Genomic DNA, 25,448 nt, shown 5'->3' with positions numbered 1-25,448 from the left:
GCGCGATAAAGGACTGCACCCCGTGCTGTGCATCTTCTCTGCAGGGGACGGCCTACACAAAAGGTTGCACCCTGCGGGGACGCTGTGATGGCTGACCTTTTGTTCTGGTCAGCCTGTTTTTCCCCTCAGCCAGGGGGTGCGGGAGGAGGGACTACCCCAGCACCTTCTTGACGCAGGCTTTAAAAATGTTTATCCCCACCGGCAGTGAATTCAGATCAAAGTGCATATCCGGATGATGCAGGCCGGGAAGTAATCCGGTGCCCAGCCCCCAGAATCCCGCTTTTACCGAGGGGCGCTCGACCGGATAGTGGAAGAAATCTTCACTGCCCGGCGTGGCACGGGGAGCCATCAGTGCCTCCTTACCCAGCACGTCAACAATCGCCCCGGCAATCAGCGCGCTCATCTCGTCATCAATTTCTGCTGCAGGCATCGCCTTAAGAACCTGCACTTCTGCCTGCGCACCATAGGCCGCCACGCTGTGCTCGATGGCACGTCGGACGCGGTCCTGCAGCACCAGCATATCCTCATTTTTTGCCGTCCGCAGATCGAACACCACCCGCGCTTCATCCGGGATGGAATTGGTCACGCCCGCATCGCAGAGGAAGCGTGTCGCTTTGACGCTCCACATGCTGTCCGCTGCCATATGGATGGCGTTGACCGCCTGTACCGCACTGACCCCGGCATCCAGGGCGTTGACGCCGAGATGCGGGCGGGCACCGTGCGCAGTCTGGCCGCGAATAATCGCCTCAACGGTGACGCAGGCCGAATAGTAAACGGCTGGGATCGCCGTGCCAACGGCACACTCCTGCGCCGGACGCACGTGGAAACCGAGGATCATATCCACATCATCGATCGCGCCGCCGGCAATCATCGCCAGTGCACCGGTACCCAGTTCTTCGGCCGGCTGGAAAATCAGTTTGAGACGGCCTTTTTTAATGGCCTGTTCGGCCATCAGCTCCTGTGCGGCCGTCAGGACAACGGAGGAGTGACCATCGTGGCCGCAGGTGTGGCGTGCGCAGGGGACGCCGTCAATGATATGCCCCAGTGCATCCATATCCGCGCGTAATGCCAGGGTCGGTCCCGGCACACCGCTGTCCAGTACCGCCACGATACCGGTAGTGGCATTAAAATTATCCTGTACGACGTATCCGGCGGCCCTGAGCTGCTGGCTGATGTAGGCCGAGGTTTTAAACTCCTGGAAACCCAGCTCCGGGATCTCATGAAGGTAGTGGTAATGTTCTAATACTTTTGACACGTTATTTCACTCCGTTCAGCTTGTGTTACGCAATGACTCTCATTACTCACATCGCCACTGAGGCATTCATCATGCGGGGCAATATCCGCAGCGGCCATTATGTCGTCGCTACGTCAGAGACGCCAGGCAGGTATTGCCTTAACTGTACCGGGATCCCATTAAAAAGAGGGAATCTTTACGCAGCGCCGCCGCAACACCCGGGAAGGGATTATTCATCATCCTAAGCTGAGATTTATTTTGCGACAGGCGTCAGGCTGCTTAGCGCTATTGTGCAAACCCTCACCGGAAAAATACATCTGGCTGACAACCCTTAGCGGCAGGCCGATGAGCCGGTTGCGTGCTCTTCAGCGGATGCGCTAATTTTATTTGCAGGCACAGCGATTAACTTCCTCACGGCTATCAACAATCAGGCAAAATAGCCTGCGGGTGCTTTTCGCTCCCGGCAGTGGAATTATTCTGTTACCCAGGCTAAAAATAAGGGGGGTGACTGCCGATAAACAGTGATATGCCGGATGAGTACGGCAGATATCATGCCAGGATGTATTAAAGAAATTAATCTTTAAGATAACAAGTCGTGTCGTCGGTTAATCTGGCGAACGTCATCCCGTTATCAGGCTATTATTTATTGGCACAGTGAATTTAAAAGACACTTTTTCTCTTTCTAGTGGGAATATTCTGGTGAGCGCAATTGTAAAACACCAAAACGGGTCAGCTGTTCGCCTTCAGGGCATACCTCCGGCAAAGCGGGAGAGAAAAAAGTCAGCACTGTTGAGAGAGGATAAGATCCTGTTGCGCGATGCGGGGCCTGTCCCGGTCCCGGTGTGGATTGCCGGTATTGCCATTATTGCCACCCGCTGTCTGGGCGTGATGCTGCTATTCAACGAGCTGGGATTTCTGGAACTGATGAATTTTATTCACCGCAGCGCACAGGCCTGGGATTCCACGCTGATTTTTATTGCCAGCCAGCTGATTTTTTTTATTGAACTGCGCTGTGCGATAGCGCTGATGCGCGGGCGTAGCTGGGGACGCTGGGGATTTTTGCTGGCGCAGCTGGTGGTGGTAGTTTATATGTTTATTGCGTCGATGGGCTGGATCTATCCGGAGATATTCAGTATCAATCGGGACAGTGGCCGCCAGGTCATTCAGTCTCTGCTGGGGCAGAAACTTCCTGATATGCTTATCCTGCTGCTGCTGTTCGTGCCGCAGAGCAGCCGGCAGTTTTATCGGTAACCCCTCGCTGCTATACTGTCTTCCTGCATTTCGCTTCCCTTATCAGGCTTTCATCATGTATTGCGCGCTTTACGACGCCGGCCGCTGCCGCTCCTGCCAGTGGCTGGAGACGCCTTATCCCCGGCAACTTGCCCAAAAACAGTCCCACCTGCAGCAGCTTCTGCAAGCCCATCCGGTCGGGCAGTGGCTGCCTCCGGCGGTGTCGGCGCAGCAAAAATTTCGCAATAAAGCCAAAATGGTGGTCAGCGGCAGCGTGGAACGTCCGCTGCTGGGTATGCTGCACCGCGATGGTACGCCAGTGGATCTGGCCGACTGCCCGCTTTATCCCGACAGCTTTGCCAGCGTATTTGCTGAACTGCGTCCGTTTATTGCCCGCGCCGGATTAACGCCTTACAACGTGGCGCGCCGGCGCGGTGAACTGAAATTTATCCTGCTAACGGAAAGTCATCATACCGGCCAGCTGATGTTGCGCTTTGTACTGCGATCGACCGCTAAGCTGGCACAGCTGCGCGCTGCGCTGCCTGAACTGCAGCGTGCGCTGCCGCAGCTGGTGGCGATCTCTGCCAATATACAGCCTGTGGCTATGGCTATCCTTGAGGGGGAGGAGGAGATCCCGCTGACTGAAAACCAGGTGCTGGCCGAGCAGCTCAACGATGTTCCGTTGTCGATCCTGCCCAAGAGCTTCTTCCAGACCAACCCGGAAGTGGCTGCTGCGCTGTACGCGACGGCCCGTGAGTGGGTCGGCGCACTGCAGGTGAGTACGATGTGGGATCTGTTCTGCGGCGTCGGTGGTTTTGGCCTGCACTGTGCCACGCCTGAAATGACGCTAACCGGCATTGAGATAAGTCAGGAGGCGATCGCCTGTGCCCGGCGTTCTGCCGCGCAGATGGGACTGGAAAAAGTCAGCTTTGCGGCGCTGGACTCGACCGCTTTTGCCACCGGAGAGGGCAGCGTGCCCGGTCTGGTGCTGGTCAATCCTCCGCGTCGGGGAATGGGGGCGGAGCTGTGTGACTATCTGGATAAGATGGCGCCGCCGTGGATACTTTACTCCAGCTGCAACGCAGAGACGATGGCTACGGATATAGGCCGTCTGCCGGCTTACCGTATTGTCAGGGTGCAGATGTTCGATATGTTTCCACACACCGCGCATTACGAGGTGCTGACGCTGTTACAGCGGGTGTAAACGGCTTAGGGGCAGTGCGACCAGAAAAATTTTCATTACCGCAGATGAAAAACCCTGACAGGGTTAGACCGGTGCAACCGGGCGACCTCTGCCAGGAAGGGCTGGCCTGCTACTGCGGCCAGCTCGTCCGATTATTCAGGGAACCACTGCTTATTAAGTTTCTCCACCGTCCCGTCGGCTTTCAGCGCGTCCAGAGCGGTGTTCAGCTTATTCAGTAACGCCTCGTTATCTTTACGCACGGCAATGCCGAGACCCGTACCAAAGTAGCTGCTGTCAGTGATGTGTTCCCCGACGGAGCTGAGGTCAGGGTTGGTCTTCAGCCAGGCACCGACGACGGCTGTATCGCCGAGGATACCATCCAGACGGTTATTTTTCAGATCGAGGATGGCGTTCTGATAGCTGTCATAAGCCACCGCCGTGATCTCAGGATGCTTATCCTGCAGATATTTCTGGTGGGTCGTGCCGTTTTCCATCCCGACGCGTTTTCCTTTCAGCTCTTCAAGGCTGGTGAAACGGCCCTTTTTGGCAATAATTATCGCTGAGTTGGCGTAATACGGCTGCGTAAAGCTGACCTGCTTACTGCGCTCTTCGGTGATGTCCATTCCGGAGATCACGGCATCATAGCGGCGGAACTTCAGCGCAGGCACCAGGCTGTCAAAAGGGTTATTGGTGAAGCTGCACTCCGCCTGCATCTGCTTACACAGCGCGTTGGCCAGGTCGATATCAAAGCCGACAATCTGGTTATCGCTGTTCAGGGATTCAAAAGGAGGATAGGTCGCGGAGGAGGCGAAACGGATCTTCTCTGCGGCCTGGGTTCCAAAGGCAACGCTGGCGAGCAGGGCTGCTAGAACGAGTTTTTTCATCGGTTTATTCCTTGCGGTCTCATTGTCCAGACCAGTATCCATGACAAACAGGCCGGTCTATCGGCTGATTAAAGGGCTGTGAGGGCTTTTTTCTGCGTTGCAGGTGAGGCTGCGCCTCACCTGTCTGTATTCGCCCGTTTCAGTTACGCCGTTCAAACGCCAGGGCGTGGCGCTCAATCAGACGCATCATCAGGGTCAGCAGCCCGTTGACGCACAGGTAAATCACTCCGGCTGCGGCGAATACCCCAATGTCATACGTACGGCCATACAGCAACTGGCCGTGCCCCATCACCTCCATCAGCGTGATGGTGTAGGCCAGCGATGTACTTTTAAACACCAGCACCACTTCGTTGGAATAGGAAGAGAGTGCGCGTTTAAAGGCGTAAGGCAGCAAAATACGCAGCTGATCGCGGTGATTCATGCCTAATGCCGCACAGGACTGCCATTGCCCGGCGGGAATGGCACGCACGGCACCGTGAAAGAGCAGCGTGGTATAAGCCGCGCTGTTCAGGGACAGCGCCAGTAGCGCACAGAGCCAGGGTTCAGAAAGCAGGGCCCATAGCCAGTGTATATTCTGGATCGCCGGGAACTGCCCCGGGCCGTAATAGATCAGGAAGATCTGCACCAGCAGTGGCGTTCCGGTAAACAGGGTGATATAGCCCCGCGTCACCAGGTTCAGCACCGGCACTTTCAGCGCCAGGATCACAGTAAACAGCAGTGCCAGAACCAGCGCCAGCAGCAGGGACGTCACCGTCAGCAGCAGGCTGGTATTCAGTCCTTTCAGGAGCTCGGGGAAATAACTCAGCATCAGCAGTCTCCCCGTTCAAAGCGGGTGGTTCGCCGCTCAATCCGCTTCAGGACTGCCTGGCTGACCAGGGTGATCAGCAAATAAATCCCGGCCGCAATCACGTACCAGGTAAACGGCTCCTGGGTACGGGTGGCGATACTTTTTGTCTGTAACATAATATCGTTCACGCTAATCAGCGACACCAGCGCGGTATCTTTCAGCAACACCAGCCACTGGTTGCCCAGACCCGGCAGCGCGTGGCGCCACATCTGCGGCATAATCAGCCGGAAGAAGATGGCGGTTTTTTTCATACCCAGAGCCTGCCCGGACTCCCACTGGCCTGACGGTACGGCCTTCAGCGCGCCGCGCAGGGTTTGTGAAGCATAGGAGGCGTAGAGCACGGCCAGCGCGATCACACCACACAGGAACGGGCTGACGTCAAAATTCTCAATGGCGACCTGGATCGGGATCTGCACGATACCCAGATTGACGGTAAAGCCATCTGAGAGTGTGAGCAGCAGCTGCGAAGCGCCAAAGTAGACAAACAGCACCACGAGAATTTCCGGCAGGCCGCGAAACAGCGTGACCAGTCCGGTGCCGAGCCAGGCGAGCGGACGCCAGCGCGCTGACTCCCAGACAGCGAAAACCATCGCCAGGACTAACCCGGCGACCAGTGCACAAACGGCCAGGCCGACGGTCATTCCGGCGGCGCTGGCAAGCGTATAAAGTTCGTTCATTAATTACTGCGCAAACCACTTGCTGTAGATTGTTTTATAGGTGCCGTTGGCTTTCACCTTATCCAGCGCCGCGTTGAATTTACCCTGCAGTTCGGTATTGCCCTGACGGATCGCAATGCCCAGACCGGTGCCAAAGTAGGCTTTATCCGTCACTTTATCACCCATCGGGGCGAGGTTCGGGTTCTGCTTCAGCCATTCGTTTACCACGGCGGTATCGCCGAATACGGCATCGATACGACCATTTTTCAGGTCAAGGATCGCATTCTGATAGCTGTCGTAAGGGACAACCTTAATGTCTTTCAACTTCTCGTTGAGGTATTTCTGGTGCGTGGTGCCGTTCTGCACGCCGACACGTTTGCCTTTCAGGGCATCGACGCTGGCCACTTTATCTTTCTGCGTGATAAACAGGGCGGAGTTTTCGTAATACGGTTGGGTAAACAGCACCTGCTTTTCGCGCTCAGGCGTGATGTCCATCCCTGCCATTACCGCATCGAAACGCCGGAATTTCAGGCTGGGGATCAGGCTGTCAAACGCCTGGTTAGTGAAAGTACACTCAGCACCGATCTCGCGGCACAGCGCGTTGGCCAGATCGACGTCGAAGCCCTGGATCTTATTATCTGAATCCACGAACTCAAAAGGAGGGTATGACGCCTCGGTGGCAAAACGAAGGGTCTGGGTCGCGCTGGCGCTCAGGCTGAAGCCGGCTAACAGCGCGGCAATGACAATTTTTTTCATCGTTATGTCCTGCAATTAATGCGATAGATAGTGGGCAAACGCCTCGGTTTGCGGGTGTGTAAAGCGGCTGGCATCGCCCTGTTCGACGATGTACCCGTTCTCCATATACACCACGCGGCTGGCCGTCTTACGCGCCACCTCAACTTCATGGGTGACAATTACCTGCGTAATTTGGGTCTGTGCCAGTTCCCGAATAATGCTAACGATCTGGGCGGTGATTTCAGGGTCCAGCGCCGCAGTCGGTTCGTCGAACAGCAGCACGGCCGGTTCCATCATCAGCGCACGGGCAATTGCCACGCGCTGTTGCTGACCGCCAGAGAGGTGAAGCGGATAGCGGTCAGCAAAAGCGGTAAGGCGCAGGCGCTCGAGCAGCCTGGCCGCACGATCATGGGCCTGTGCCTTGCTGAGACCCAGCACGCGGCAGGGTGCTTCGATCAGATTCTGAACGACGGTCAGGTGAGGCCAGAGATTGTATTGCTGAAAGACCATTCCCACGTTCTGACGCAGTTCGCGTATGGCGGCGTCGCCCGGCGGGCGGGTGAAGTCAAAGCGATTACCGGCGATCTCCAGCGTACCGGAACGCGGCATCTCCAGCAGGTTTAACACGCGCAGGAGTGAGCTCTTCCCGGCACCACTCGGGCCCAGAAGAACCAGCGTCTCACCCTGAGGGCAAGCCAGCTGAATGTCGAACAGTGCCTGGTGGGCACCGTAATAGCAGTTTATACCGTTTAGTTGAATACTCATGCGCAAAAAGTGAATAGCAATTGATGCCGCGAATCTTAACGTCGACAGCATAGTTATGCAATCATTGTGCGTTAAAATTTATTTATGCGGGCAGGGTGATTGAATAGTAGCACAACATAGCGTGATGTAACGGTTTTGGCTTCGTTGTATCGATACTGTTATGCAAATGTGTGCGCAAGATCGTGCCGCTGACGGGCGGCACGCACAAAGTGCTTATTTTTGCAGCAGCTGACCCAGCGATCCCCCGGGCAGATGGGGATTATTACCGAGATAACGCACATCGTTGACCGTCCAGCAGGTCCCTTCACGGACCATATGAACTTCATCCTGCCAGCGGACATCGCCACGCTGCAGGGTCACGCGCAGAGGGATATTGCGTGCGTCGGTATTCGGAATGGTCGAGGCATCCGCCACGCTGGCTTCCGTCGCCCCCTGGCTCTGGCTGGAGAAGATATCCCCCGTCAGCTGTGCGTTTTTATTCGGTTCACTCTGCGCTTTAATCAGCGACTGATAGAGTTTGTTACTGAGCAGAGGCCGGTATTTCGCCAGCAGTTGTGCATCCGGTACGCCCTGAGAGGGCTGCTGATCGCGCAGATCGTAGAACTGTTGCGCTACGCTGTCCGGGCCGCCGCTGGCACAGGGCCCTACCCGGGTACCAATATCCTTGTAAGCGGGTTCAACGGTAGTACAGGCACTCAGCAACAGTGCCAGGGGTACCACGACAGCAAAGGGCTGGTATTTCATTTTGATTTCCTTATTGTTATCAGCGGGTGTGCTTTATCATTAAGTATAGCCGCTCAGTTTAGTGATAAGAACGAAGCGTACATGACACATGGAGAGCTGTATGAAATTTTCGACTACCCCGACGCTGGAAGGCCAGCCCATTACTGAATATTGCGGCGTTGTGACCGGAGAAGCTATCCTCGGTGCCAATATTTTTCGCGACTTTTTTGCCGGCATCCGCGATATCGTCGGCGGCCGGTCCGGGGCGTATGAGAAAGAGCTGCGTAAAGCCCGTGAGATTGCTTTTTCTGAACTGGAAGCGCAGGCCAAAGCCCTCGGGGCGGATGCGGTAGTGGGTATCGACATCGATTATGAAACGGTAGGGAAAGACAGCAGCATGCTGATGGTGAGCGTCAGCGGTACTGCCGTTAAACTGCGTCACTGATGCGTCCGGTTGCTGTTATCCGGCCGCTGCTGGTGCTGCTGGCTGTCTTTATTTATACCTCGATTACGCCAAAAGGGCTGCTGCCGCAACAGGGGTATACCGTGGATACGCGGCAGGAAGCCTGGGGCGCACGGCCGCGCGTGAAAGTGCTGGTTATCCACTACACCGCCGGGGATTTTCCGCGTTCGCTCAATACGCTCACCGATCGCAGCGTCAGTGCCCACTATCTCCTGCCGGCAAAACCGCCGAAATATGATGGTCAGCCGCTGGTGTGGCGTCTGGTGCCGGAGTCCATGCTGGCGTGGCACGCCGGAGAGAGTTACTGGCGCGGGGCCACCCGGCTGAATGACACCTCAATCGGCATTGAACTGGAGAATCAGGGCTGGCATCGCGAAGGCCGCACGATCGTCTGGCAGCCTTTCCCGCAGTCGCAGATGGATGCGCTGCTTCCGCTAATGCGCGATATTATCAGGCGTTACGGTATTCTGCCGCAGGACGTGGTTGCGCACAGCGATATTGCTCCGATGCGCAAACAGGATCCCGGGCCGAAATTTCCCTGGGAAGCGTTTGCCCGTCAGGGGATTGGTGCCTGGCCGGATGCTGCGCGGGTGAACTTCTGGCTGGCTGGACGGCCACCGGCGCAGCGGGTGGATAAGGCCCGCCTGTTGAGCCTGCTGTCCAGCTACGGTTACGAGGTAACGCCGCAGATGAAACCGTATCAGCAGCAGGCGCTGATCGCGGCGTTTCAGATGCACTTTCGTCCTGCCGACTACAGCGGCATTGCCGATGCCGAAACTGAAGCGATCGCCGCCGCGCTGGTGGAAAAATACGGTGCCGGATAGTTTACGACGAGGCTAAAAATGCCTGCCACTGGCTGACCAGCTGCTCCAGGGCAGGGCGGTCAGTGTCCAGATGCGTCACCAGCCGCGTCACCGGACCGGAGCTGACAAGAATACCGTGTTCCCGCATCCAGGGGCCCAGCGTGGCAACCTGTGCCTCTGGCAGGCGCAGGAACACCATGTTGGTATCCTGGCGGGTAACGTCAACCCCAATATCCCGCAGCGCAGCCGCCAGCCAGGCGGCATTATCATGGTCATCTTTTAAGCGCGCAACGTGATGTTCCAGGGCATACAGCCCCGCAGCCGCCAGTATTCCCGCCTGGCGCATTCCGCCCCCAGTCATCTTACGCCAGCGTCGGGCCCGCAGAATAAAGGCCTCACTGCCGCACAGCATGGCTCCAACCGGAGCACCCAGCCCTTTCGACAGGCAGATCGTCAGCGTATCACCATAGCGGGCGAGGGCCTCCAGCGGTACGTCCAGCGCGACGGCCGCGTTGAAAATGCGCGCACCGTCAATATGTAGCGCCAGATGACGTTCACGGGTAAACGCCCATGCCTGCTGTAAATACGCCAGCGGCAGAACCTTGCCGTTATGCGTATTTTCCAGGCTTAACAGGCGGGTGATGGCGAAATGTATATCATCCGGCTTGATAAACTGTGCCACAACGTCCAGCGGTAGCGTGCCGTCAGCGGCCGGGAGGATCGGCTGAGGCTGAATCCCCCCCAGCACCGCAGCGCCACCTGCTTCGTATTTGTAGTTATGTGCCAGCTGGCCGACGATATATTCCTCGCCGCGCTGACAGTGGCAGAGCAGGGCGACCAGGTTGGCCTGGGTTGCACTGGGAAGAAACAGGGCGGCGGGTTTACCGCTCAGGCGGGCAACTTCCGCTTCCAGTTTGTTGACTGTGGGGTCGTCGCCGTAAACATCGTCTCCGGTTTCGGCTGACATCATCGCACTCAGCATGGCCTGAGTGGGGCGTGTCACGGTATCACTACGCAGGTCAATCACGCTTGTTCTCCTGTCAACGGTAAAACGGACGCCGCAGCGTCCGTCAAAAAGAGCCTTTCACTCTTTTACCGTAGCCAGTTGGTTTTAGCCAGATCAACCAGTTCATCACCGCGCCCGTTAATGATGGCGCGCATCATGTACAGGCTGAAGCCTTTGGCCTGTTCCAGTTTGATCTGCGGCGGCATGGCCAGCTCCTCCTTGGCGGTGACCACGTCTACCAGCACCGGACCGTCGTGCGCCAGGGCCTCCTGCAGCGCCTCATCCAGCTGGGATGCCTGCTCAACGCGGATGCCTTTCACCCCACAGGCGTTGGCAATGGCGGCGAAGTTGGGATTTTCCAGGTCGGTGCCATCGGTCAGATAACCGCCGGATTTCATCTCCATGGCCACAAAGCCCAGCACGCTGTTGTTGAACACTACGATTTTCACCGGCAGTTTTAACTGCGCCAGCGAGAGGAAGTCACCCATCAGCATGCTGAAGCCACCGTCCCCGCACAGGGCAATCACCTGGCGGTTGGGATCGATCGCCTGGGCACCAATCGCCTGCGGCATAGCATTGGCCATAGAGCCGTGGCTGAAGGAGCCGAGCAGGCGGCGCTTGCCGTTCATTTTCAGATAGCGGGCGGCCCACACGGTTGGGGTGCCGACATCACAGGTGAAGATCGCATCCTCGCTGGCGTAGCGGCTGATCTGCTGCGCCAGGTACTGCGGATGAATAGGCTGCTTGTCGTTGGCCGTGGCCAGGTCGTCGAGCTCTTTCCGCGCTTTGGCATAGTGCGCCAGCGCCTTGTCCAGAAAGCCGCGCTCCGTCTTAACCGTCAGCTGCGGCAGCAGGGCACTGAGCGTCGATTTAATATCCCCGACCAGTGCCATATCCAGATGACAGTGGCTGCCCAGGCTGCCTGGGTTGATATCAATCTGAATGATTTTTGCATCGGCCGGATAAAACGCACGATAAGGGAACTGGCTGCCCAGCACCAGCAGCGTATCGGCATTCATCATGGCGTGGTAACCGGAGGAGAAGCCGATCAGCCCGGTCATGCCCACATCGTAAGGGTTATCATATTCGATGTGCTCTTTACCGCGCAGGGCATGAACGATGGGGGCCTTCAGGGTTTCTGCCAGCGCCACGACCTCACTGTGGGCGCCGGCACAGCCACTGCCGCACAGCAGGGTAATATTGCCTGACGCATTGAGAACCGACGCCAGCTTAGTCAGTTCGTCACTGACCGGCTGCACCTGCGGCAGATGAGGGGGGTACCAGTCCGCCGTCGCCCCTTCCGGGGCCAGCTGGAGGGCAATATCTCCCGGCAACACCACCACAGAAACGCCTTTGTTCAGGATCGCTTTGCGCATGGCAATGCCGAGCACCTGCGGCAGCTGCTCGGGGTTGGAAACCAGTTCGCAGTAGTGACTGCACTCGCGGAACAGCTCCTGAGGATGGGTTTCCTGGAAGTAATTACTGCCGATCTCTGCCGAAGGAATATGGGCGGCGATGGCCAGTACCGGCACGTGGTTACGGTGGCAGTCGAACAGGCCGTTAATCAGATGCAGATTACCGGGGCCACAGGAGCCGGCACATACCGCCAGCTCGCCGGTGAGGTGCGCCTCAGCACCCGCCGCAAAGGCGGCGACCTCTTCATGGCGGGTTGGCATCCAGCGGATGGTGTCCATGCGGTTGAGACTGTCGCTCAGGCCGTTGAGCGAGTCACCAGTAACCCCCCAGATACGTTTTACGCCTGCACTTTCCAGTGTTTTCGCTACCAGGGCGGCAACAGTTTGCTTCATGCTTCTCTCCTCAGTGGTGGGGATGTCCTTTAACAGAAAGGTCAAATTGGCTGAGACAAGCTTAGTTTAGGATGCAGAAAACGGGGTAATCCCGTGTGAAACCGTTTGTTTCACACGGCAGCAGGACATCAGGCGAGGACAATATCACTGCGAGGGTAACAGCTGCAGGCCAGTACATAGCCTGCGTCAATTTCACTGTCACTCAGGGTCTGCACGCTGGTGGTGCGGTAGTCTCCTTCGGCAACGCGGATTTTACAGCAGCCACAGACGCCCGAACGGCAGGCCGCTGCCACTGGCTGTTTATGCTGCTCCATTGCCGCCAGCAGCGACCACCCGGCGGGGAAAGCGCCCCCCTGCATCATCGCCGGGCTGCGCAGGGTGAACTGAGCCGATCCCACAGGCGCTTCGCTCACCGGCGTAAACTGTTCGGTCAGGATTTTTTTTGCCCCCAGCGCCTGCGCATCCTGCGCGAGTGCATTCATATATGCCTGCGGACCGCAGATCATCACCGTACGTCGGGCAATATCGGGTACCAGTGCCGCCAGGCGGCCACGGTCAAGTCGGCCGGGCAACATCTCTGCCGTGGCGGCATTTTCTGCATACAGGGTCAGGGTCAGCCACGGCCGCATAGCACTGAGTTCCCGGGCAAAAATCACATCCTGTGGCGAACGGACGCTGTAAATCAGCTGTACGCTGCAGCCGGGGCGTTGCGCCTGCAGCCAGCGGCACATCGACATCACCGGCGTGATGCCGCAGCCCGCAGCGAGAAACAGGTAGTGGCTGGCGGGGTGGCGCTGACAGCTGAAATCTCCCTGTGGATCGGACAGCCAGATATCATTGCCCGGGCGCACCTGCCGGGTCAGCCAGTCCGACCCTTTTCCCTTTTCAATGCGCCGTACCGTCAGCGTGATTAATGCGCTTTGTCCGGGGGTGGATGACAGCGTATAGGCGCGCATTTCATCGCTGTTGCCGATTTTGACCAGTGCAAACTGACCCGCCTGCCAGCGATAAAAATCGTGATTAATTAACGCCAGTGTCCAGACGTCCGGCGTTTCCTGTTGCACATGATGCACCTGCATACGCCAGGAGTAGAGAATCGGTGATTTCATTCGTTACTCCGCGTTGCCAAGGATGTCAGCCAGATCGTTTTCCACACTGCTGACCGGGATCATGCCGAACTCTTTCTGCAGCAGCGCCATCAGATTGTCGGTGAGGAACGCGGGTGCTGTTGGGCCGGTACGGATATTTTTTACCCCAAGAGAGAGCAGCGTGAGCAGTACCACGATAGCTTTCTGCTCAAACCAGGACAGCAGCAGTGATAACGGCAGGTCGTTCACGTCGCAGTTCAGTTTCTCCGCCAGTTTTACCGCCAGCATAATGGCCGCATAACTGTCGTTACACTGGCCAACGTCCAGCAGGCGGGGCAGCCCCTCAATTTGGCCAAAATCGAGTTTGTTAAAGCGGTATTTCCCGCAGGCCAGCGTCAGGATCAGACAGTCATCGGGGATCGCCAGCGCCATATCGGTGTAATAGCTGCGCTGGTCGCGGCTGCCATCGCAGCCGCCCACCAGAAACACATGGCGCAGCTTTTTCCGGCTGACCAGGTCAATGACGCTGTCGCAGGCCTCCATCAGCACTTTACGGCCGAAACCGACGGTGATTTCATGGGGGATTTCACTCCATGGGAACCCCGGCATGGATTCCGCCTGGTCAATCACCGCCGAGAAATCATCCTCCTCCAGGTGGTTTACGCCGGGCCAGCCGACAATACTGCGCGTCCAGATACGATGCTGATAATCGCCCACCAGCGGATCGATAATACAGTTGGAGGTCATCACTATGGGGCCAGGGAAACGGGCAAATTCCGTTTGCTGGTTCTGCCAGCCGCTACCGTAATTGCCTGCCAGATGCGGATATTTTTTTAACGCGGGATAACCGTGTGCCGGAAGCATTTCGCCGTGAGTGAAAATGTTAATCCCGCGGCCAGCGGTCTGCTCCAGCAGGATCTGCAGATCTTTCAGGTCGTGGCCGGAAATCAGAATGGCTTTACCGGCCACCGGCCGGACGTTGACGGTGACGGGCTGCGGATCGCCATAGGCGGTGGTTTGCGCTTCATCAAGCATGCCCATGATGGTGAAGTTCATTTTGCCAATCTGCATGGCGCAACTGACCAGATCAGCCATCTCTGATGGCTGCGTTCCCAGCCAGGCCATAATCTGATGATATTCAGCGTAGATACCCGTGTCGAAGCGACCGTGGACGTGGGCATGCTCCATATACGCTGCGGCCCCTTTCAGCCCGTAGAGGCAGAGCAGGCGCAGCCCGAGAATGTCGGCGCTGACGCCGGCAGCATTCAACGCAAACTGCGCGGCCTGCTGCTGCAATCCAGCTGGTTCGCGGCTGGTCATAGAAAGTGAGGCCAGCGGATGGTCCAGTACCAGGCTGCCGCCCGCGTCTACGCAGCGCAGCTGCAGGCGATCGCGAAGCGCAATGGCCTCAACCGCATAATCTACAATACGCAGTGAATCAAAGTTGACGTTCGTCAGCGTGGAGAAAAACGCGCGTGGGGCAAAGCTGTCCACTTCATGGTCGATAATCCCCAGACTGCGTGCCTGCAGCGCCCAGGCTGACAGCCCCTGAAGGACTGCGACCAGCAGGTCCTGTAAATCAGAGGTCTCCGCTGTTTTACCGCACATCCCCTGCGCGTAGGCACAGCCGTCACCGGCCGGTGTACGCATAGTTTGCTCACATTGAATACAGAACATGATCTCACCTTTTATAAGATGTATTTAATATACATCTTATGTAAGAGATCCCGGCGACGGATACAAGGGGCTCGTGCCGTTAACCCACCAGGGTTTGATCTGGCGCAAAGGGGACGGCCTAAAAAACGATTTTTCCCCGCAGCTTGACCGACAGGCACTGGCCGACCATTCTGATTAAAACAGGGATAACAGGGGCGAAGATGATTCTGGAAAATATGGCCGTTACCGGCTTTCGTGGCATCAGTCAGCTGTCGCTGCCGCTGGAAGGAACCAATGTCCTGATCGGCGAAAATGCCTGGGGGAAATCCAGCCTGCTGGATGCACTGACTCTCCTGCTGGCACCTCAACCCGATCTTTATGCCTTCAGGCCCAATGACTTTCATTTCACACAGGGCGATGCAGCACGCCGCGAACGGGATCTGCAGGTGGTTTTTACCTTCTGTGAACGTGAAGCGGGGGAGGCAGATGCCCCTCACTATCAGGTTTTTTCCCCACTGTGGTGGCGCGGAGAAGACGGGTTCCGGCGTCTGACGCTGAAAATGGCGGGACACCAGCCGGACACCGGGGAGGTGATCACCCACCGGCAGTTTGTTAATGCCCACAGTCAGCCGCTGCTTGCGGATGAGCGCGCGCTGACGGCGATCAAAACGCTTATCCGCCTGCACCCGGTACTGCGCCTGCGCGATGCGCGTTTCAGCCGCCGTCAGCCTCATGACGCGGCAGCGGCCTTGCCCGCCGCACCGTTTGCCGAACTGACCAGTATCATGGAAGATCTGCTGCGCGACGGGGGGGCCAGCTCGCAAAATCTGTCGGACAGCGCTCTGCGCGAAGGCGTCAACACGCTCCGGCAGCTGGTGGAACACTATTTTTCCTTTCAGTCACCGCAGGCCTCACTGCCGGGTAGCCGGCTTTCTCACCTGCAGCGTGAGTCCGGGAGCGGCTGGCGTCACCTGGGGGAGATGAACCATCTGATTGCCGGAGGCGACCGCAGCCGTCGGCTGATCCTGCTGCGTCTGTTTGCGCTGCTGGTACAGGCGCGCGATGCCCGGGAGCTGGATGCCCAGGCTCGTCCGCTGCTGGTGCTGGAGGATCCGGAGACCCGGCTGCACCCCATCATGCTGTCCGTTGCCTGGGAACTGCTGTCCCTGCTTCCACTGCAAAAAATGGTGACCACCAACTCTGGCGAACTGCTGTCACAGGTACCGGTAGAACAGGTATGCCGTCTGGTACGTGAGCCCGGACGCGTGGCTGCGTGGCGCATTGGTCCGTCAGGCATGAGCGCCGAAGACAGCCGCCGTATTGCTTTCCATATCCGTTTTAACCGCCCGTCGTCGCTGTTTGCCCGCTGCTGGCTGCTGGTTGAAGGCGAGACGGAAGTCTGGGTGATGAACGAGCTGGCCAGGCAGTGCGGCTACCACTTTGCCGCAGAAGGGATAAAGGTGATTGAGTTTGCCCAGTCAGGCTTACGGCCGCTGTTAAAATTTGCCCGGCGCATGGGCATCGCGTGGCATGTCCTCACCGACGGTGACGATGCGGGCCGGAAGTATGCCGCCACCGCCCGCAGTATGCTGGAGCAGGGGGATCGAGGCGAAGATCATTACATGACGCAATTACCCGCACTGGATATGGAGCATTTCCTGTACAAGCAGGGATTCGCAGCAGTTTATCATCGTATGGCCCGGCTGCCTGCGGGTGCACCGCTGAACCTGCGGCGCATTATTGCTAAAGCTATCCAGCATGCGTCCAAGCCAGAGCTGGCGATTGCGGTGGCCTCAGAGGCCGCCTCGCGCGGAACGGAGTCCGTGCCTGAACTGCTGCGCAGCATGTTCTCACGGGTTCAGCAGTTGGCGCGGGGCAATGCGGATTAGTCGCTGACGCCGTCGTTTTTAGGGGGGCGGTATTCAGAGCCTTGAAAAAGGCGTATAGCGACCCATATAGGTTAGTAGTCAGGGTGAAGCATAAAAATGCCAGCATTGCTGGCTGGCATTTTATCGTAGGGTTGTACAGAATGAAGGAAGGGGGTTACGCACTGATGGCGATGGCCTCTTCCACAGGGACGATGAGGCTGGCATGATTGCCTTTGGGCCCCTGATGCAGATCAAACTGGACTTGTTGCCCGGCTTTCAGTGTTCTGTAGCCGTCCATCTTAATCGTTGAGTAGTGTGCGAAAATATCTTCGCCGCCGCCCACCGGACAGATGAAACCGAAGCCTTTGGCGTTATTAAACCACTTAACAGTACCCGTCTCCATGCTTCTACATCCCTCGCAAGACATTCAAAATTGAGTGAGGTGTTCAGGCTTTTGACCTGAGGGCTGGTCAAATCGCATCCAGCCTGTGCTTGTACTGTAGAGAATTCACTTCCACGGTCAAGCAAACGGGACGCAGAGACGGGGATGAAATTATCAAAATTTGAAGCAGTTAACGCTATTGCAAATTTTGTGATGAAGGTCGCGATTGATGATTTCAGTACACCATTTCAACCGCGCGGCACAACATTATGTTCATGTTATTCCTAACCTGAATAATGGTAGTGTGGCGTAAGTAAGTCATGTTGATCACTCTGGACAGGTATGGGAAAGACTAACGATTGGCTGAATTTTGAAAAACTTGCAGACGACAAAGTCCGCGAGGAGCTCAAGCCACCCTCGATGTATAAAGTTATTCTGAACAATGACGATTATACGCCTATGGAATTTGTTATTGACGTTCTGCAAAAGTTCTTTTCTTATGATGTTGAACGTGCAACGCAACTGATGCTCGCAGTTCACTACCAGGGAAAGGCGATTTGTGGTGTATTTACTGCGGAAGTCGCAGAGACCAAGGTCGCGCACGTGAACAAATATGCCAGGGAAAATGAGCATCCGTTGCTTTGTACGCTGGAAAAAGCCTGAATAAGGCGATCTAATGGGGGAGGTGCCTATGCTCAATCAAGAACTGGAACTCAGTTTAAATATGGCTTTCGCCAGAGCGCGCGAGCACCGACATGAGTTTATGACCGTCGAGCATTTGTTACTGGCTCTGCTCAGTAACCCGTCGGCCAGAGAGGCACTGGAAGCCTGTACGGTGGATATCGTGGCTTTACGCCAGGAACTCGAAGCCTTCATTGAACAAACCACCCCGGTCTTGCCGGTCAGTGAGGAAGAGCGCGACACACAGCCGACGCTCAGTTTCCAGCGCGTACTGCAGCGTGCCGTCTTCCACGTGCAATCATCCGGCCGCAGCGAAGTGGCGGGCGCAAATGTTCTGGTCGCCATCTTTAGCGAACAGGAATCGCAGGCGGCTTATCTGCTGCGTAAACATGAAGTCAGCCGCCTGGATGTGGTGAACTATATTTCTCACGGTACGCGCAAAGATGAACCGGGTCCGGCTTCGGGTGCGGAAAATCCGGTCAATGAAGAGCAGGCAGGCGGGGAGGAACGTATGGAAAACTTCACCACCAACCTTAACCAGCTTGCCCGCGTAGGCGGTATCGATCCGCTGATCGGCCGTGATAAAGAGCTGGAACGTGCTGTTCAGGTACTGTGCCGCCGTCGCAAGAACAACCCGCTGTTGGTGGGGGAGTCAGGTGTGGGTAAAACGGCGATTGCGGAAGGCCTTGCCTGGCGCATTGTGCAGGGTGATGTTCCCGAAGTCATGAAGGACTGCACCATTTATTCCCTGGACATTGGTTCACTGCTGGCCGGCACCAAATACCGCGGCGATTTTGAAAAACGCTTTAAAGCTTTGCTGAAACAGCTTGAGCAGGACACCAGCAGCATTCTGTTTATCGACGAGATCCATACCATCATCGGAGCCGGTGCGGCATCGGGTGGCCAGGTGGATGCTGCAAACCTGATCAAACCGCTGCTGTCGGGTGGCAAGATCCGCGTAATGGGATCCACCACCTATCAGGAATTCAGCAATATTTTCGAAAAAGATCGTGCGCTGGCACGCCGATTCCAGAAAATTGATATTACCGAGCCAACCGTCGAGGAAACTGTCCAGATCATCAATGGTCTGAAGCCGAAGTACGAAGCCCACCACGACGTGCGTTACACGGCGAAAGCGGTTCGTGCGGCAGTGGAACTGGCGGTGAAATACATCAACGACCGTCATCTGCCTGATAAGGCTATTGACGTCATTGACGAAGCCGGTGCCCGTTCTCGACTGATGCCGGTCAGTAAGCGCAAGAAAACCGTTAACGTTTCAGATATTGAAACGGTGGTGGCACGCATTGCGCGTATTCCTGAGAAGAGCGTATCGGCATCGGACCGCGACTCTCTGAAAACGCTGGGCGATCGTCTGAAGATGCTGGTATTCGGTCAGGACAACGCCATTGAGGTGTTGACTGAAGCGATCAAAATGAGCCGTGCAGGCCTGGGGCAGGATCGTAAACCGGTCGGTTCCTTCCTGTTCGCTGGCCCGACCGGTGTGGGTAAAACCGAGGTCACCGTTCAGCTGGCTAAGGCGCTGGGTATTGAGCTGCTGCGCTTTGATATGTCTGAGTACATGGAACGCCATACGGTCAGCCGCCTGATTGGCGCGCCTCCGGGCTATGTAGGCTTTGACCAGGGTGGGCTGTTAACCGATGCGGTGATCAAACATCCGCATGCGGTCGTACTGCTGGATGAAATCGAAAAAGCACATCCGGATGTCTTCAACCTGCTGTTGCAGGTGATGGATAACGGTATGCTGACCGACAATAACGGCCGTAAAGCGGACTTCCGTAACGTCGTGGTGGTGATGACCACTAACGCCGGGGTACGTGAAACGGAGCGTAAATCTATCGGGCTGATCCAGCAGGACAACAGTACGGATGCCATGGAAGAGATCAAAAAGATCTTTACGCCAGAATTCCGTAACCGCCTGGATAACATTATCTGGTTCAAACATCTGGATCAGGTGGTGATCCACCAGGTCGTCGACAAGTTTATTGTCGAACTCCAGGCGCAGCTGGATGCAAAAGGCGTCTCGCTGGAGGTCAGCGACGAGGCCCGGGACTGGCTGGCAGAAAAAGGCTACGACAAGGCAATGGGCGCACGTCCAATGGCCCGTACCGTGCAGGAGAGCCTGAAAAAACCACTGGCTAATGAGCTGCTGTTTGGTTCACTGGTTGATGGGGGATCAGTCTCTGTGGCGCTGGATAAAGATAAAAACCAGCTCACTTACCACTTCCTGAGTGCTGAAAAGCGCAAAGCAGAAGGCACAGTGCACTAATCAGCCCGCCCTGCGTTAATAAAAAAGCCTGATGGTTACCCATCAGGCTTTTTTTATCTATTCGCAGTCTGGCGGCTGCATTAACAGCGTGGGCCAGAGTCTGTCCCAATCCCCTCCATGGGTCATTCCGGGCACGCTGATCCACTTTACACAGGGCGAATGGCTGGCACTGACGTAGCCCTCAGTCACACGCTGAAGAATGATGCGATCGGCACTGCCGGAGTAATGGATTTGCGGCAAGCCAGCCAGTGCAGGCGCAACCGATTTTGCATTCAACGACAGCGGCATCGGACTGGCATGATGAAGGCGATTCACTTCGTCCATATCCAGATTGCCAGCCACGGTGCGCAGCGACTGCACATCACTCCGCCGTGCGGCCACCAGGGCCGCGATGGCTCCCCCGCCGGAATATCCCACCAGTATCAGCGGCTGTCCGGGGGCTGAGCGCATGACCTGGCTGATGGCATTATTCATTGCGGCGACCGCCGCCGGAGCGAAACGACGGTCAGTCCACCAGCTCTGATTGCAGGCAGGGTTGCGGCCCATGGGGACGTACTGACAGGGGCGTGCCAGATAGGCCACGTTAACCGCGTTATCCGCAGCGGCCAGCTTGAGTGCAACCGGGTTCAGCGGGGTAGGGTCGCGCGAGGGCTGGCCGGGCGTCACCCAGGCAAATCCGTCCCCTTCGATATACAGATGAACCGGCTGATGGGGATCGTAAATCCGTTTCCACCCGCGCAGGACAAAAGGGCCGGCAGGGATGTCGGCCGGTTTTAAATCCGCCTGACGCGCAATGGCGTCGGCGGTAGCAACCCGGTTCTCTGCCATACAGCCTGCAAGTAACAGGCTGCAACACACCGGCACCAGACTTAGCGTGAGTTTCATCGGCTAATCAAAACAGCTTACGGACTTGCAGGCTGATGGTCTGGCCCTGGAAGTGTGGCGCTGTCTGCAAATCATAACGGGCTTCCAGCGTCAGGTCATCAGCCTGAGACAGGGCGAGACCCACACTGGTGTCCGCGCTGTCAGCCGCCGGGCTGGCCCCCTGGGAAGTAAAGCGAGTTTCGCCCAGACTGTCCGCGCTGAACCCTGAGGTGGTGGTCATACGGCTGCGATCGTACTGGTGCGTCCACATGACTTGTACAAACGGAGACAGATCGCCGGCACTGGTTGACCAGCTGTGCGCGAGTTTCGCGCCCAGACTGCTCTCCACCGACTGGCTGTGTGCGCTGTCTATCGTCAGGGCGCTGCCGCTGCCGCTGTTTTCCTGATAGCCTTGCTGATGCAGGTAGCTGTAGCTCAGGCTCGCCAGCGGGGTTACCGTCGTGTTTTCTCCCAGCAGGAAGGGGTAGCCTGCTTCAGACTTCACGGCGACCTGCTGTCCGTGGAAGTGGCCACTGGCACTGTCGCTAAAGCCGCTAAAGTTAACGGAACGCTGACTGTCATAGACCTGACGCGTCAGGCTGGTGCTGAGGTTAACAAACCAGGGATCACCGCTGTAGGTGGCATAAAGGATACCGCCCCACGCGTCCACATCGCTGTTACTGCCCTTCAGGTTATCCGCGCCTTTGACTGAAGTACGGCTGTAGCTAAGTGCCACACCGGCACGCCAGCTATCAAGGAACTGACGATCTGTGCCCAGTACCAGGCCGGCATAGTGTGCACGATAACCGCTAACGTCATCGACTCTCCCCTGGCGCGCACTCCCGTAAAACGGTTTGCCCCACGCCGCCCACTCGAGGCTGTCGTCTCCGGTGGCAATCCCGCGCGCGCTGGCCCCGGGGGTGAGGCGCAGGCCATCCAGATGCCCCCCTATCACTCCCAGCGCATCCATCGATGCCGCAGAGGTGGCCGCTGATGCCATGCTGTTTTGTGACGGGGTCAGCTGCTCGCCAACGCGATTGGCTTCTGCCTGCGTATCGATGGTTTTTGAGGCGTTAAACAGGTCAAGTAAACCAGCAGAAAAACCGCTATACCCCGAAAGACCGTTGATTGAAGCGATCGCGTTACCCGTGTTCGGGAGTGGTTGCGCAGCAACAGGGTTATCAGGCGTCACAGGCGGCGTGACCGGCGGTGTTACAGGCGGCGTGACCGGCGGTGTTACAGGCGGCGTGACCGGCGGTGTTACAGGCGGTGTTACAGGCGGCGTGACCGGTGGTGTCACGGGCGGCGTGACCGGTGGTGTCACGGGCGGCGTGACCGGTGGTGTCACGGGCGGCGTGACCGGCGGTGTTACAGGCGGCGTGACCGGCGGTGTTACAGGCGGCGTGACCGGTGGTGTTACAGGCGGCGTGACCGGTGGTGTTACAGGCGGCGTGACCGGTGGTGTTACAGGCGGCGTGACCGGTGGTGTCACGGGCGGCGTGACCGGTGGTGTGATCGGTGGGGTAACCGCATCATCAAGATAGAGCGCGAGATCGTTGCTGTTGCCGTTGTCGATCACTCTGGCAGAGACCTTACCGTTATAGTTATCTGCAACATAAGTCAGGCTGTTTTCGTTGTAGGTGGCATTGCCTGCACTGATCACCAGATAGCGCTGACCACTGGCAAATCCATAGCTGCTGCCCGTGTTGCTCAAACGCACTGTCGACCCGGCGTCAATCAGAGCATTGCCGCTAACATTCAGGCGACCGTAGTGGGTGTCGAGCTGGGTGCCTGTCGTCGCGGTCGTGTCCGTAACGCCGATATTGAGGATCGCCTCCGCGGTCTGATGGTAGTTGCCATTAATGGTCAGTGGCTGAGTAATTAATACGTCGGCATTGTTGGTCAGTGTATGGCTGCCACCCAATTCGGCGTTGTCATTCAGGTGCAGCATCCCCTGCTGTAAACGCACGTCGGCAGCGTTACTCAGGATGGTACCTACAGGGGACGCAAACGGTGAGCCAAATGACATCCCCATCAAATTTTGGCTACCGGTCAGGATGCCCCGCTGAAGGCTGCCACCCGAAATCGACAGGACATTAATCGTGTTATTCCTGATATTACCCGCAATCGTCCCACTGTTAATAATGCTGCCAATGATGCGATTGTTGATGATGGCATCAGTGGCCTTGTTCATAAACCCGTTATTTGTGGTGGTGATAATACCCGCATTGTTCAGCTCTGTGATGAGACCGCTGTTCAAAATGCCAGCACGACTACCTGAAATATAACCTCTTTCATCATTGATCAACTTACCGAGGGTGCCGGCATTGCTGATACCCGACAGCGTTTGCGACATCATGGGGTCATTACTGAAGCCAGTCGAGATAACGCCACTATTGAGCAGGGTACCTATAGTGGCCCCGTTTCTGTTGATAATGGCGCTTTTCCCCACTCCCGCGTTGCCACTCTCTCCCATCCTGATGGTGCCAGAATTGCGCAGAGTATCGATCGTCGACTGGTTGTTCAGTGCATAGGAATCTTGCGAGACGATCGTACCCATGTTATCGACCAGCAGGGTATTCAGCGTGTTAGTCACCGCATCCGAGGCGGTATAAATGCTGCCATCATTATTGATGAACAACGTCTCGGTGGTAATGTTTAAGGGGATGTTGCTGGCATAAGTGGCATCAATTGTTTGAGACATTTGTTGCGGTGTTGCATTTGCCAGAGAGAGAAAACTTTGAGCAGCAGCCAGCGCGATAACCAGCGGCTTTAACGGGAAAGAGTACAACGCTTTGTTCATTGATTTGCCACCATCAGAGTAAGCCAGACTGATTTATTCAGTCGTTTTTTAGGATTATTCTGATTTATCGGCAGAAGGGAAAGGCACTTTAGTCGTCAAAAAAAATACATAAAAAAACCGGACTGAATGAGTCCGGTTTGGATTAAGGGTGCTGCGGGCGATCAACGCGGCAGCACGACAGAATGCGTTACTTAGCGACTACGGAAGACAATGCGGCCTTTGCTCAGGTCGTACGGGGTCAGCTCTACAGTGACTTTGTCGCCCGTCAGGATGCGGATGTAGTTTTTGCGCATTTTACCGGAGATATGAGCGGTAACCACGTGACCGTTTTCCAATTCAACGCGGAACATGGTGTTAGGTAACGTATCAAGTACGGTACCCTGCATTTCAATATTGTCTTCTTTGGCCATCGAATCCTCTAGGTGGACTACCTTAGTTTTGAACCGGCAAGATAATGCCGAATTTCACGTATTAAGTAAAGAATTGCGGATGAATTCATCCACATCAATCCCTCTCACGCGCACCTTGCGCAGACGGATTACGAATAAATCTGGAGTCAGAGACGTCAGCGTGGGGGAACAGCGGGCTAAGAATCTGTTAAAATATATGCTTTGTCGCACGATTAAAACAGTTCTGAAAAGGTGCGTTGAGATTCCCAGCCTGGTATTCCGCATCACCATCTTGTACCGGTGAAAGGCGGACGACATACCAAACGCGCATATTATATCACTGTTCTCACGGTGTTGCGTGGAAAACATCGAACGAATCCATTAAAAAAGCCGTCGGGGCAGCCAGCAGTCTGCTGAAAGCGGCAGGTGCGCCAGTGAGGAGACAGACTGAAGATAGGCCGCCCGGGAGATTTCCTCTGCGCCCAGGGAGAGCGTGTGCGGATTGAGCACCTGACAGTCAATCAACCGACCACCCCGCTGGCGGAAATAATCACTGAAGACCAGCAGTGCGGTCTTCGACGCATTTTCACCTCGGCTGAACATCGATTCACCGCAAAAAATTTGCCCCAGCGCCAGCCCATACATCCCGCCAGCCAGTTCCCCTTCACGCCACACTTCAACTGACTGAGCATGGCCCAGTTCGTGCAGCTTTTGCCAGGCGCGTTTCACTTCATGTGTGATCCAGGTGCCTTCCTCGCGATCGCAGGCACAGCCTTCGATGACCTGCTGAAATCTCTGGTTCAGGGTGACCTGATAGGGCGATTTTTGATGGAAGCGTTTCATACTGCGACTAAGATGGAAACGTTCCGGCAGCAGCACGGCGCGGGGGTCGGGTGACCACCATAGGATCGGATCCCCAGGGGAGAACCAGGGGAAAATACCCCGGTGATAAGCATTAAGCAGGCGCTGCGGGCTCAGATCCCCGCCCATGGCAAGCAGGCCGTTAGGTTCCCGCAGCGCCATTTCTGGCGGCGGGAAATTCAGCGATTCACGGGAAAGTTGGATCAGGCGCATAGGGTGTTCTCAGCAGCAT

General features: G+C 56.5%; 23 protein-coding genes. 7 read left to right on the top strand and 16 right to left on the bottom strand.

Translation table 11 applies throughout. From position 1 onward, the window contains the following. Nucleotides 1–151 precede the first annotated feature (151 nt). Nucleotides 152–1,255 (bottom strand): amidohydrolase, encoded by a 1,104-nt coding sequence (locus IFU29_RS07220; RefSeq protein WP_191933324.1) that lies wholly within the window; start codon nucleotides 1,253–1,255, stop codon nucleotides 152–154. Nucleotides 1,256–2,023: 768 nt separating this feature from the next. On the opposite strand from IFU29_RS07220, the gene IFU29_RS07215 reads away from it, so the two are divergent. Continuing rightward, a complete protein-coding gene (locus tag IFU29_RS07215; RefSeq protein ID WP_191933323.1) occupies nucleotides 2,024–2,485 on the top strand; it encodes a YbjO family protein in 462 nt (153 codons plus the stop codon). Nucleotides 2,486–2,540: 55 nt separating this feature from the next. Beyond that, on the top strand, nucleotides 2,541–3,668 hold the full coding sequence (rlmC, locus tag IFU29_RS07210; protein ID WP_191933322.1) for a 23S rRNA (uracil(747)-C(5))-methyltransferase RlmC: 1,128 nt from the start codon (nucleotides 2,541–2,543) through the stop codon (nucleotides 3,666–3,668). A 131-nt stretch (nucleotides 3,669–3,799) separates the two neighbouring features. Here the strand turns inward: rlmC and IFU29_RS07205 are convergent, their stop codons facing one another. From IFU29_RS07205 to IFU29_RS07180, 6 genes are all read right to left on the bottom strand, one after another. Then, on the bottom strand, nucleotides 3,800–4,531 hold the full coding sequence (locus IFU29_RS07205; protein WP_191933321.1) for an arginine ABC transporter substrate-binding protein: 732 nt from the start codon (nucleotides 4,529–4,531) through the stop codon (nucleotides 3,800–3,802). Between the two features lie 139 nt (nucleotides 4,532–4,670). Beyond that, nucleotides 4,671–5,339 (bottom strand): arginine ABC transporter permease ArtM, encoded by a 669-nt coding sequence (artM, locus tag IFU29_RS07200; RefSeq protein WP_191933320.1) that lies wholly within the window; start codon nucleotides 5,337–5,339, stop codon nucleotides 4,671–4,673. Then, on the bottom strand, nucleotides 5,339–6,055 hold the full coding sequence (gene artQ / locus IFU29_RS07195) for an arginine ABC transporter permease ArtQ (protein WP_191933319.1): 717 nt from the start codon (nucleotides 6,053–6,055) through the stop codon (nucleotides 5,339–5,341). Before artQ ends, artM begins: the two co-directional genes overlap by 1 nt. Before the next feature lie 3 nt (nucleotides 6,056–6,058). Then, on the bottom strand, nucleotides 6,059–6,790 hold the full coding sequence (artJ, locus tag IFU29_RS07190) for an arginine ABC transporter substrate-binding protein (RefSeq protein ID WP_191933318.1): 732 nt from the start codon (nucleotides 6,788–6,790) through the stop codon (nucleotides 6,059–6,061). A 15-nt stretch (nucleotides 6,791–6,805) separates the two neighbouring features. After that, nucleotides 6,806–7,534, bottom strand: a complete 729-nt coding sequence (gene artP / locus IFU29_RS07185) for an arginine ABC transporter ATP-binding protein ArtP (RefSeq protein WP_191933317.1) — start codon at nucleotides 7,532–7,534, stop codon at nucleotides 6,806–6,808. 213 nt (nucleotides 7,535–7,747) lie between these two features. Beyond that, complete coding sequence (locus tag IFU29_RS07180; RefSeq protein WP_191933316.1) at nucleotides 7,748–8,278, bottom strand: lipoprotein; 531 nt, start codon at nucleotides 8,276–8,278, stop codon at nucleotides 7,748–7,750. A gap of 100 nt (nucleotides 8,279–8,378) precedes the next feature. On the opposite strand from IFU29_RS07180, the gene IFU29_RS07175 reads away from it, so the two are divergent. Both IFU29_RS07175 and IFU29_RS07170 read left to right on the top strand, forming a co-directional pair. Next, nucleotides 8,379–8,702, top strand: coding sequence for a heavy metal-binding domain-containing protein (locus IFU29_RS07175; RefSeq protein ID WP_191933315.1), 324 nt, complete (start codon nucleotides 8,379–8,381; stop codon nucleotides 8,700–8,702). Beyond that, on the top strand, nucleotides 8,702–9,544 hold the full coding sequence (locus IFU29_RS07170) for an N-acetylmuramoyl-L-alanine amidase (protein WP_191933314.1): 843 nt from the start codon (nucleotides 8,702–8,704) through the stop codon (nucleotides 9,542–9,544). The genes IFU29_RS07175 and IFU29_RS07170 overlap by 1 nt, the downstream gene beginning before the upstream one ends. Before the next feature lies 1 nt (nucleotide 9,545). Here IFU29_RS07170 and ltaE read toward each other — a convergent pair whose 3' ends face one another. From ltaE to hcp, 4 genes are all read right to left on the bottom strand, one after another. Further along, a complete protein-coding gene (gene ltaE / locus IFU29_RS07165; RefSeq protein WP_191933313.1) occupies nucleotides 9,546–10,550 on the bottom strand; it encodes a low-specificity L-threonine aldolase in 1,005 nt (334 codons plus the stop codon). 65 nt (nucleotides 10,551–10,615) lie between these two features. Continuing rightward, nucleotides 10,616–12,337, bottom strand: coding sequence for a ubiquinone-dependent pyruvate dehydrogenase (poxB, locus tag IFU29_RS07160; protein ID WP_191933312.1), 1,722 nt, complete (start codon nucleotides 12,335–12,337; stop codon nucleotides 10,616–10,618). A gap of 128 nt (nucleotides 12,338–12,465) precedes the next feature. Then, on the bottom strand, nucleotides 12,466–13,446 hold the full coding sequence (gene hcr / locus IFU29_RS07155; RefSeq protein WP_244633651.1) for an NADH oxidoreductase: 981 nt from the start codon (nucleotides 13,444–13,446) through the stop codon (nucleotides 12,466–12,468). Between the two features lie 3 nt (nucleotides 13,447–13,449). Continuing rightward, a complete protein-coding gene (hcp, locus tag IFU29_RS07150; protein WP_191933311.1) occupies nucleotides 13,450–15,102 on the bottom strand; it encodes a hydroxylamine reductase in 1,653 nt (550 codons plus the stop codon). A gap of 200 nt (nucleotides 15,103–15,302) precedes the next feature. On the opposite strand from hcp, the gene IFU29_RS07145 reads away from it, so the two are divergent. Then, the gene (locus IFU29_RS07145) at nucleotides 15,303–16,970 is read left to right on the top strand and encodes an ATP-dependent nuclease (protein WP_191933310.1); all 1,668 of its coding nucleotides are present in this window, start codon (nucleotides 15,303–15,305) and stop codon (nucleotides 16,968–16,970) included. Between the two features lie 154 nt (nucleotides 16,971–17,124). Here the strand turns inward: IFU29_RS07145 and cspD are convergent, their stop codons facing one another. Further along, nucleotides 17,125–17,352, bottom strand: coding sequence for a cold shock-like protein CspD (cspD, locus tag IFU29_RS07140; RefSeq protein ID WP_133841057.1), 228 nt, complete (start codon nucleotides 17,350–17,352; stop codon nucleotides 17,125–17,127). A gap of 321 nt (nucleotides 17,353–17,673) precedes the next feature. Here cspD and clpS point away from each other — a divergent pair, with 321 nt between their 5' ends. Beyond that, nucleotides 17,674–17,994 (top strand): ATP-dependent Clp protease adapter ClpS, encoded by a 321-nt coding sequence (gene clpS, locus IFU29_RS07135; protein WP_062746725.1) that lies wholly within the window; start codon nucleotides 17,674–17,676, stop codon nucleotides 17,992–17,994. Nucleotides 17,995–18,022: 28 nt separating this feature from the next. Further along, the gene (gene clpA, locus IFU29_RS07130) at nucleotides 18,023–20,299 is read left to right on the top strand and encodes an ATP-dependent Clp protease ATP-binding subunit ClpA (RefSeq protein WP_191933309.1); all 2,277 of its coding nucleotides are present in this window, start codon (nucleotides 18,023–18,025) and stop codon (nucleotides 20,297–20,299) included. Nucleotides 20,300–20,356: 57 nt separating this feature from the next. On the opposite strand, the gene IFU29_RS07125 is transcribed toward clpA, so the two are convergent. The 4 genes from IFU29_RS07125 to aat form a co-directional block, all read right to left on the bottom strand. Further along, nucleotides 20,357–21,184 carry an alpha/beta fold hydrolase gene (locus IFU29_RS07125; RefSeq protein WP_191933308.1) on the bottom strand — a complete coding sequence of 276 codons (828 nt, stop codon included), beginning with the start codon at nucleotides 21,182–21,184 and terminating at the stop codon, nucleotides 20,357–20,359. Between the two features lie 7 nt (nucleotides 21,185–21,191). Further along, nucleotides 21,192–23,966 carry an autotransporter family protein gene (locus IFU29_RS07120; protein WP_191933307.1) on the bottom strand — a complete coding sequence of 925 codons (2,775 nt, stop codon included), beginning with the start codon at nucleotides 23,964–23,966 and terminating at the stop codon, nucleotides 21,192–21,194. 191 nt (nucleotides 23,967–24,157) lie between these two features. Beyond that, nucleotides 24,158–24,376, bottom strand: coding sequence for a translation initiation factor IF-1 (gene infA / locus IFU29_RS07115; RefSeq protein WP_002211347.1), 219 nt, complete (start codon nucleotides 24,374–24,376; stop codon nucleotides 24,158–24,160). A 360-nt stretch (nucleotides 24,377–24,736) separates the two neighbouring features. Beyond that, complete coding sequence (aat, locus tag IFU29_RS07110; protein WP_191933306.1) at nucleotides 24,737–25,429, bottom strand: leucyl/phenylalanyl-tRNA--protein transferase; 693 nt, start codon at nucleotides 25,427–25,429, stop codon at nucleotides 24,737–24,739. Between the last annotated feature and the right edge of the window lie 19 nt (nucleotides 25,430–25,448).

Source organism: Erwinia persicina (assembly GCF_014838825.1).
GTDB classification, from domain to species: Bacteria; Pseudomonadota; Gammaproteobacteria; order Enterobacterales; family Enterobacteriaceae; genus Erwinia; species Erwinia persicina_A.
Note: the sequence above shows the minus strand (reverse complement) of the source record. Positions and strands in the feature narration are given on the sequence as shown.

Excerpts from the sequence above, each read along its gene's own strand:
- rlmC (WP_191933322.1), top strand. The coding sequence starts at position 2,541 with ATGTATTGCGCGCTTTACGACGCCGGCCGCTGCCGCTCCTGCCAGTGG.
- IFU29_RS07205 (WP_191933321.1), bottom strand. The coding sequence starts at position 4,531 with ATGAAAAAACTCGTTCTAGCAGCCCTGCTCGCCAGCGTTGCCTTTGGA.
- artM (WP_191933320.1), bottom strand. The coding sequence starts at position 5,339 with ATGCTGAGTTATTTCCCCGAGCTCCTGAAAGGACTGAATACCAGCCTG.
- artQ (WP_191933319.1), bottom strand. The coding sequence starts at position 6,055 with ATGAACGAACTTTATACGCTTGCCAGCGCCGCCGGAATGACCGTCGGC.
- artJ (WP_191933318.1), bottom strand. The coding sequence starts at position 6,790 with ATGAAAAAAATTGTCATTGCCGCGCTGTTAGCCGGCTTCAGCCTGAGC.
- artP (WP_191933317.1), bottom strand. The coding sequence starts at position 7,534 with ATGAGTATTCAACTAAACGGTATAAACTGCTATTACGGTGCCCACCAG.
- IFU29_RS07180 (WP_191933316.1), bottom strand. The coding sequence starts at position 8,278 with ATGAAATACCAGCCCTTTGCTGTCGTGGTACCCCTGGCACTGTTGCTG.
- IFU29_RS07175 (WP_191933315.1), top strand. The coding sequence starts at position 8,379 with ATGAAATTTTCGACTACCCCGACGCTGGAAGGCCAGCCCATTACTGAA.
- IFU29_RS07170 (WP_191933314.1), top strand. The coding sequence starts at position 8,702 with ATGCGTCCGGTTGCTGTTATCCGGCCGCTGCTGGTGCTGCTGGCTGTC.
- poxB (WP_191933312.1), bottom strand. The coding sequence starts at position 12,337 with ATGAAGCAAACTGTTGCCGCCCTGGTAGCGAAAACACTGGAAAGTGCA.
- hcr (WP_244633651.1), bottom strand. The coding sequence starts at position 13,446 with ATGAAATCACCGATTCTCTACTCCTGGCGTATGCAGGTGCATCATGTG.
- hcp (WP_191933311.1), bottom strand. The coding sequence starts at position 15,102 with ATGTTCTGTATTCAATGTGAGCAAACTATGCGTACACCGGCCGGTGAC.
- IFU29_RS07145 (WP_191933310.1), top strand. The coding sequence starts at position 15,303 with ATGATTCTGGAAAATATGGCCGTTACCGGCTTTCGTGGCATCAGTCAG.
- cspD (WP_133841057.1), bottom strand. The coding sequence starts at position 17,352 with ATGGAGACGGGTACTGTTAAGTGGTTTAATAACGCCAAAGGCTTCGGT.
- clpS (WP_062746725.1), top strand. The coding sequence starts at position 17,674 with ATGGGAAAGACTAACGATTGGCTGAATTTTGAAAAACTTGCAGACGAC.
- clpA (WP_191933309.1), top strand. The coding sequence starts at position 18,023 with ATGCTCAATCAAGAACTGGAACTCAGTTTAAATATGGCTTTCGCCAGA.
- IFU29_RS07125 (WP_191933308.1), bottom strand. The coding sequence starts at position 21,184 with ATGAAACTCACGCTAAGTCTGGTGCCGGTGTGTTGCAGCCTGTTACTT.
- IFU29_RS07120 (WP_191933307.1), bottom strand. The coding sequence starts at position 23,966 with ATGAACAAAGCGTTGTACTCTTTCCCGTTAAAGCCGCTGGTTATCGCG.
- infA (WP_002211347.1), bottom strand. The coding sequence starts at position 24,376 with ATGGCCAAAGAAGACAATATTGAAATGCAGGGTACCGTACTTGATACG.
- aat (WP_191933306.1), bottom strand. The coding sequence starts at position 25,429 with ATGCGCCTGATCCAACTTTCCCGTGAATCGCTGAATTTCCCGCCGCCA.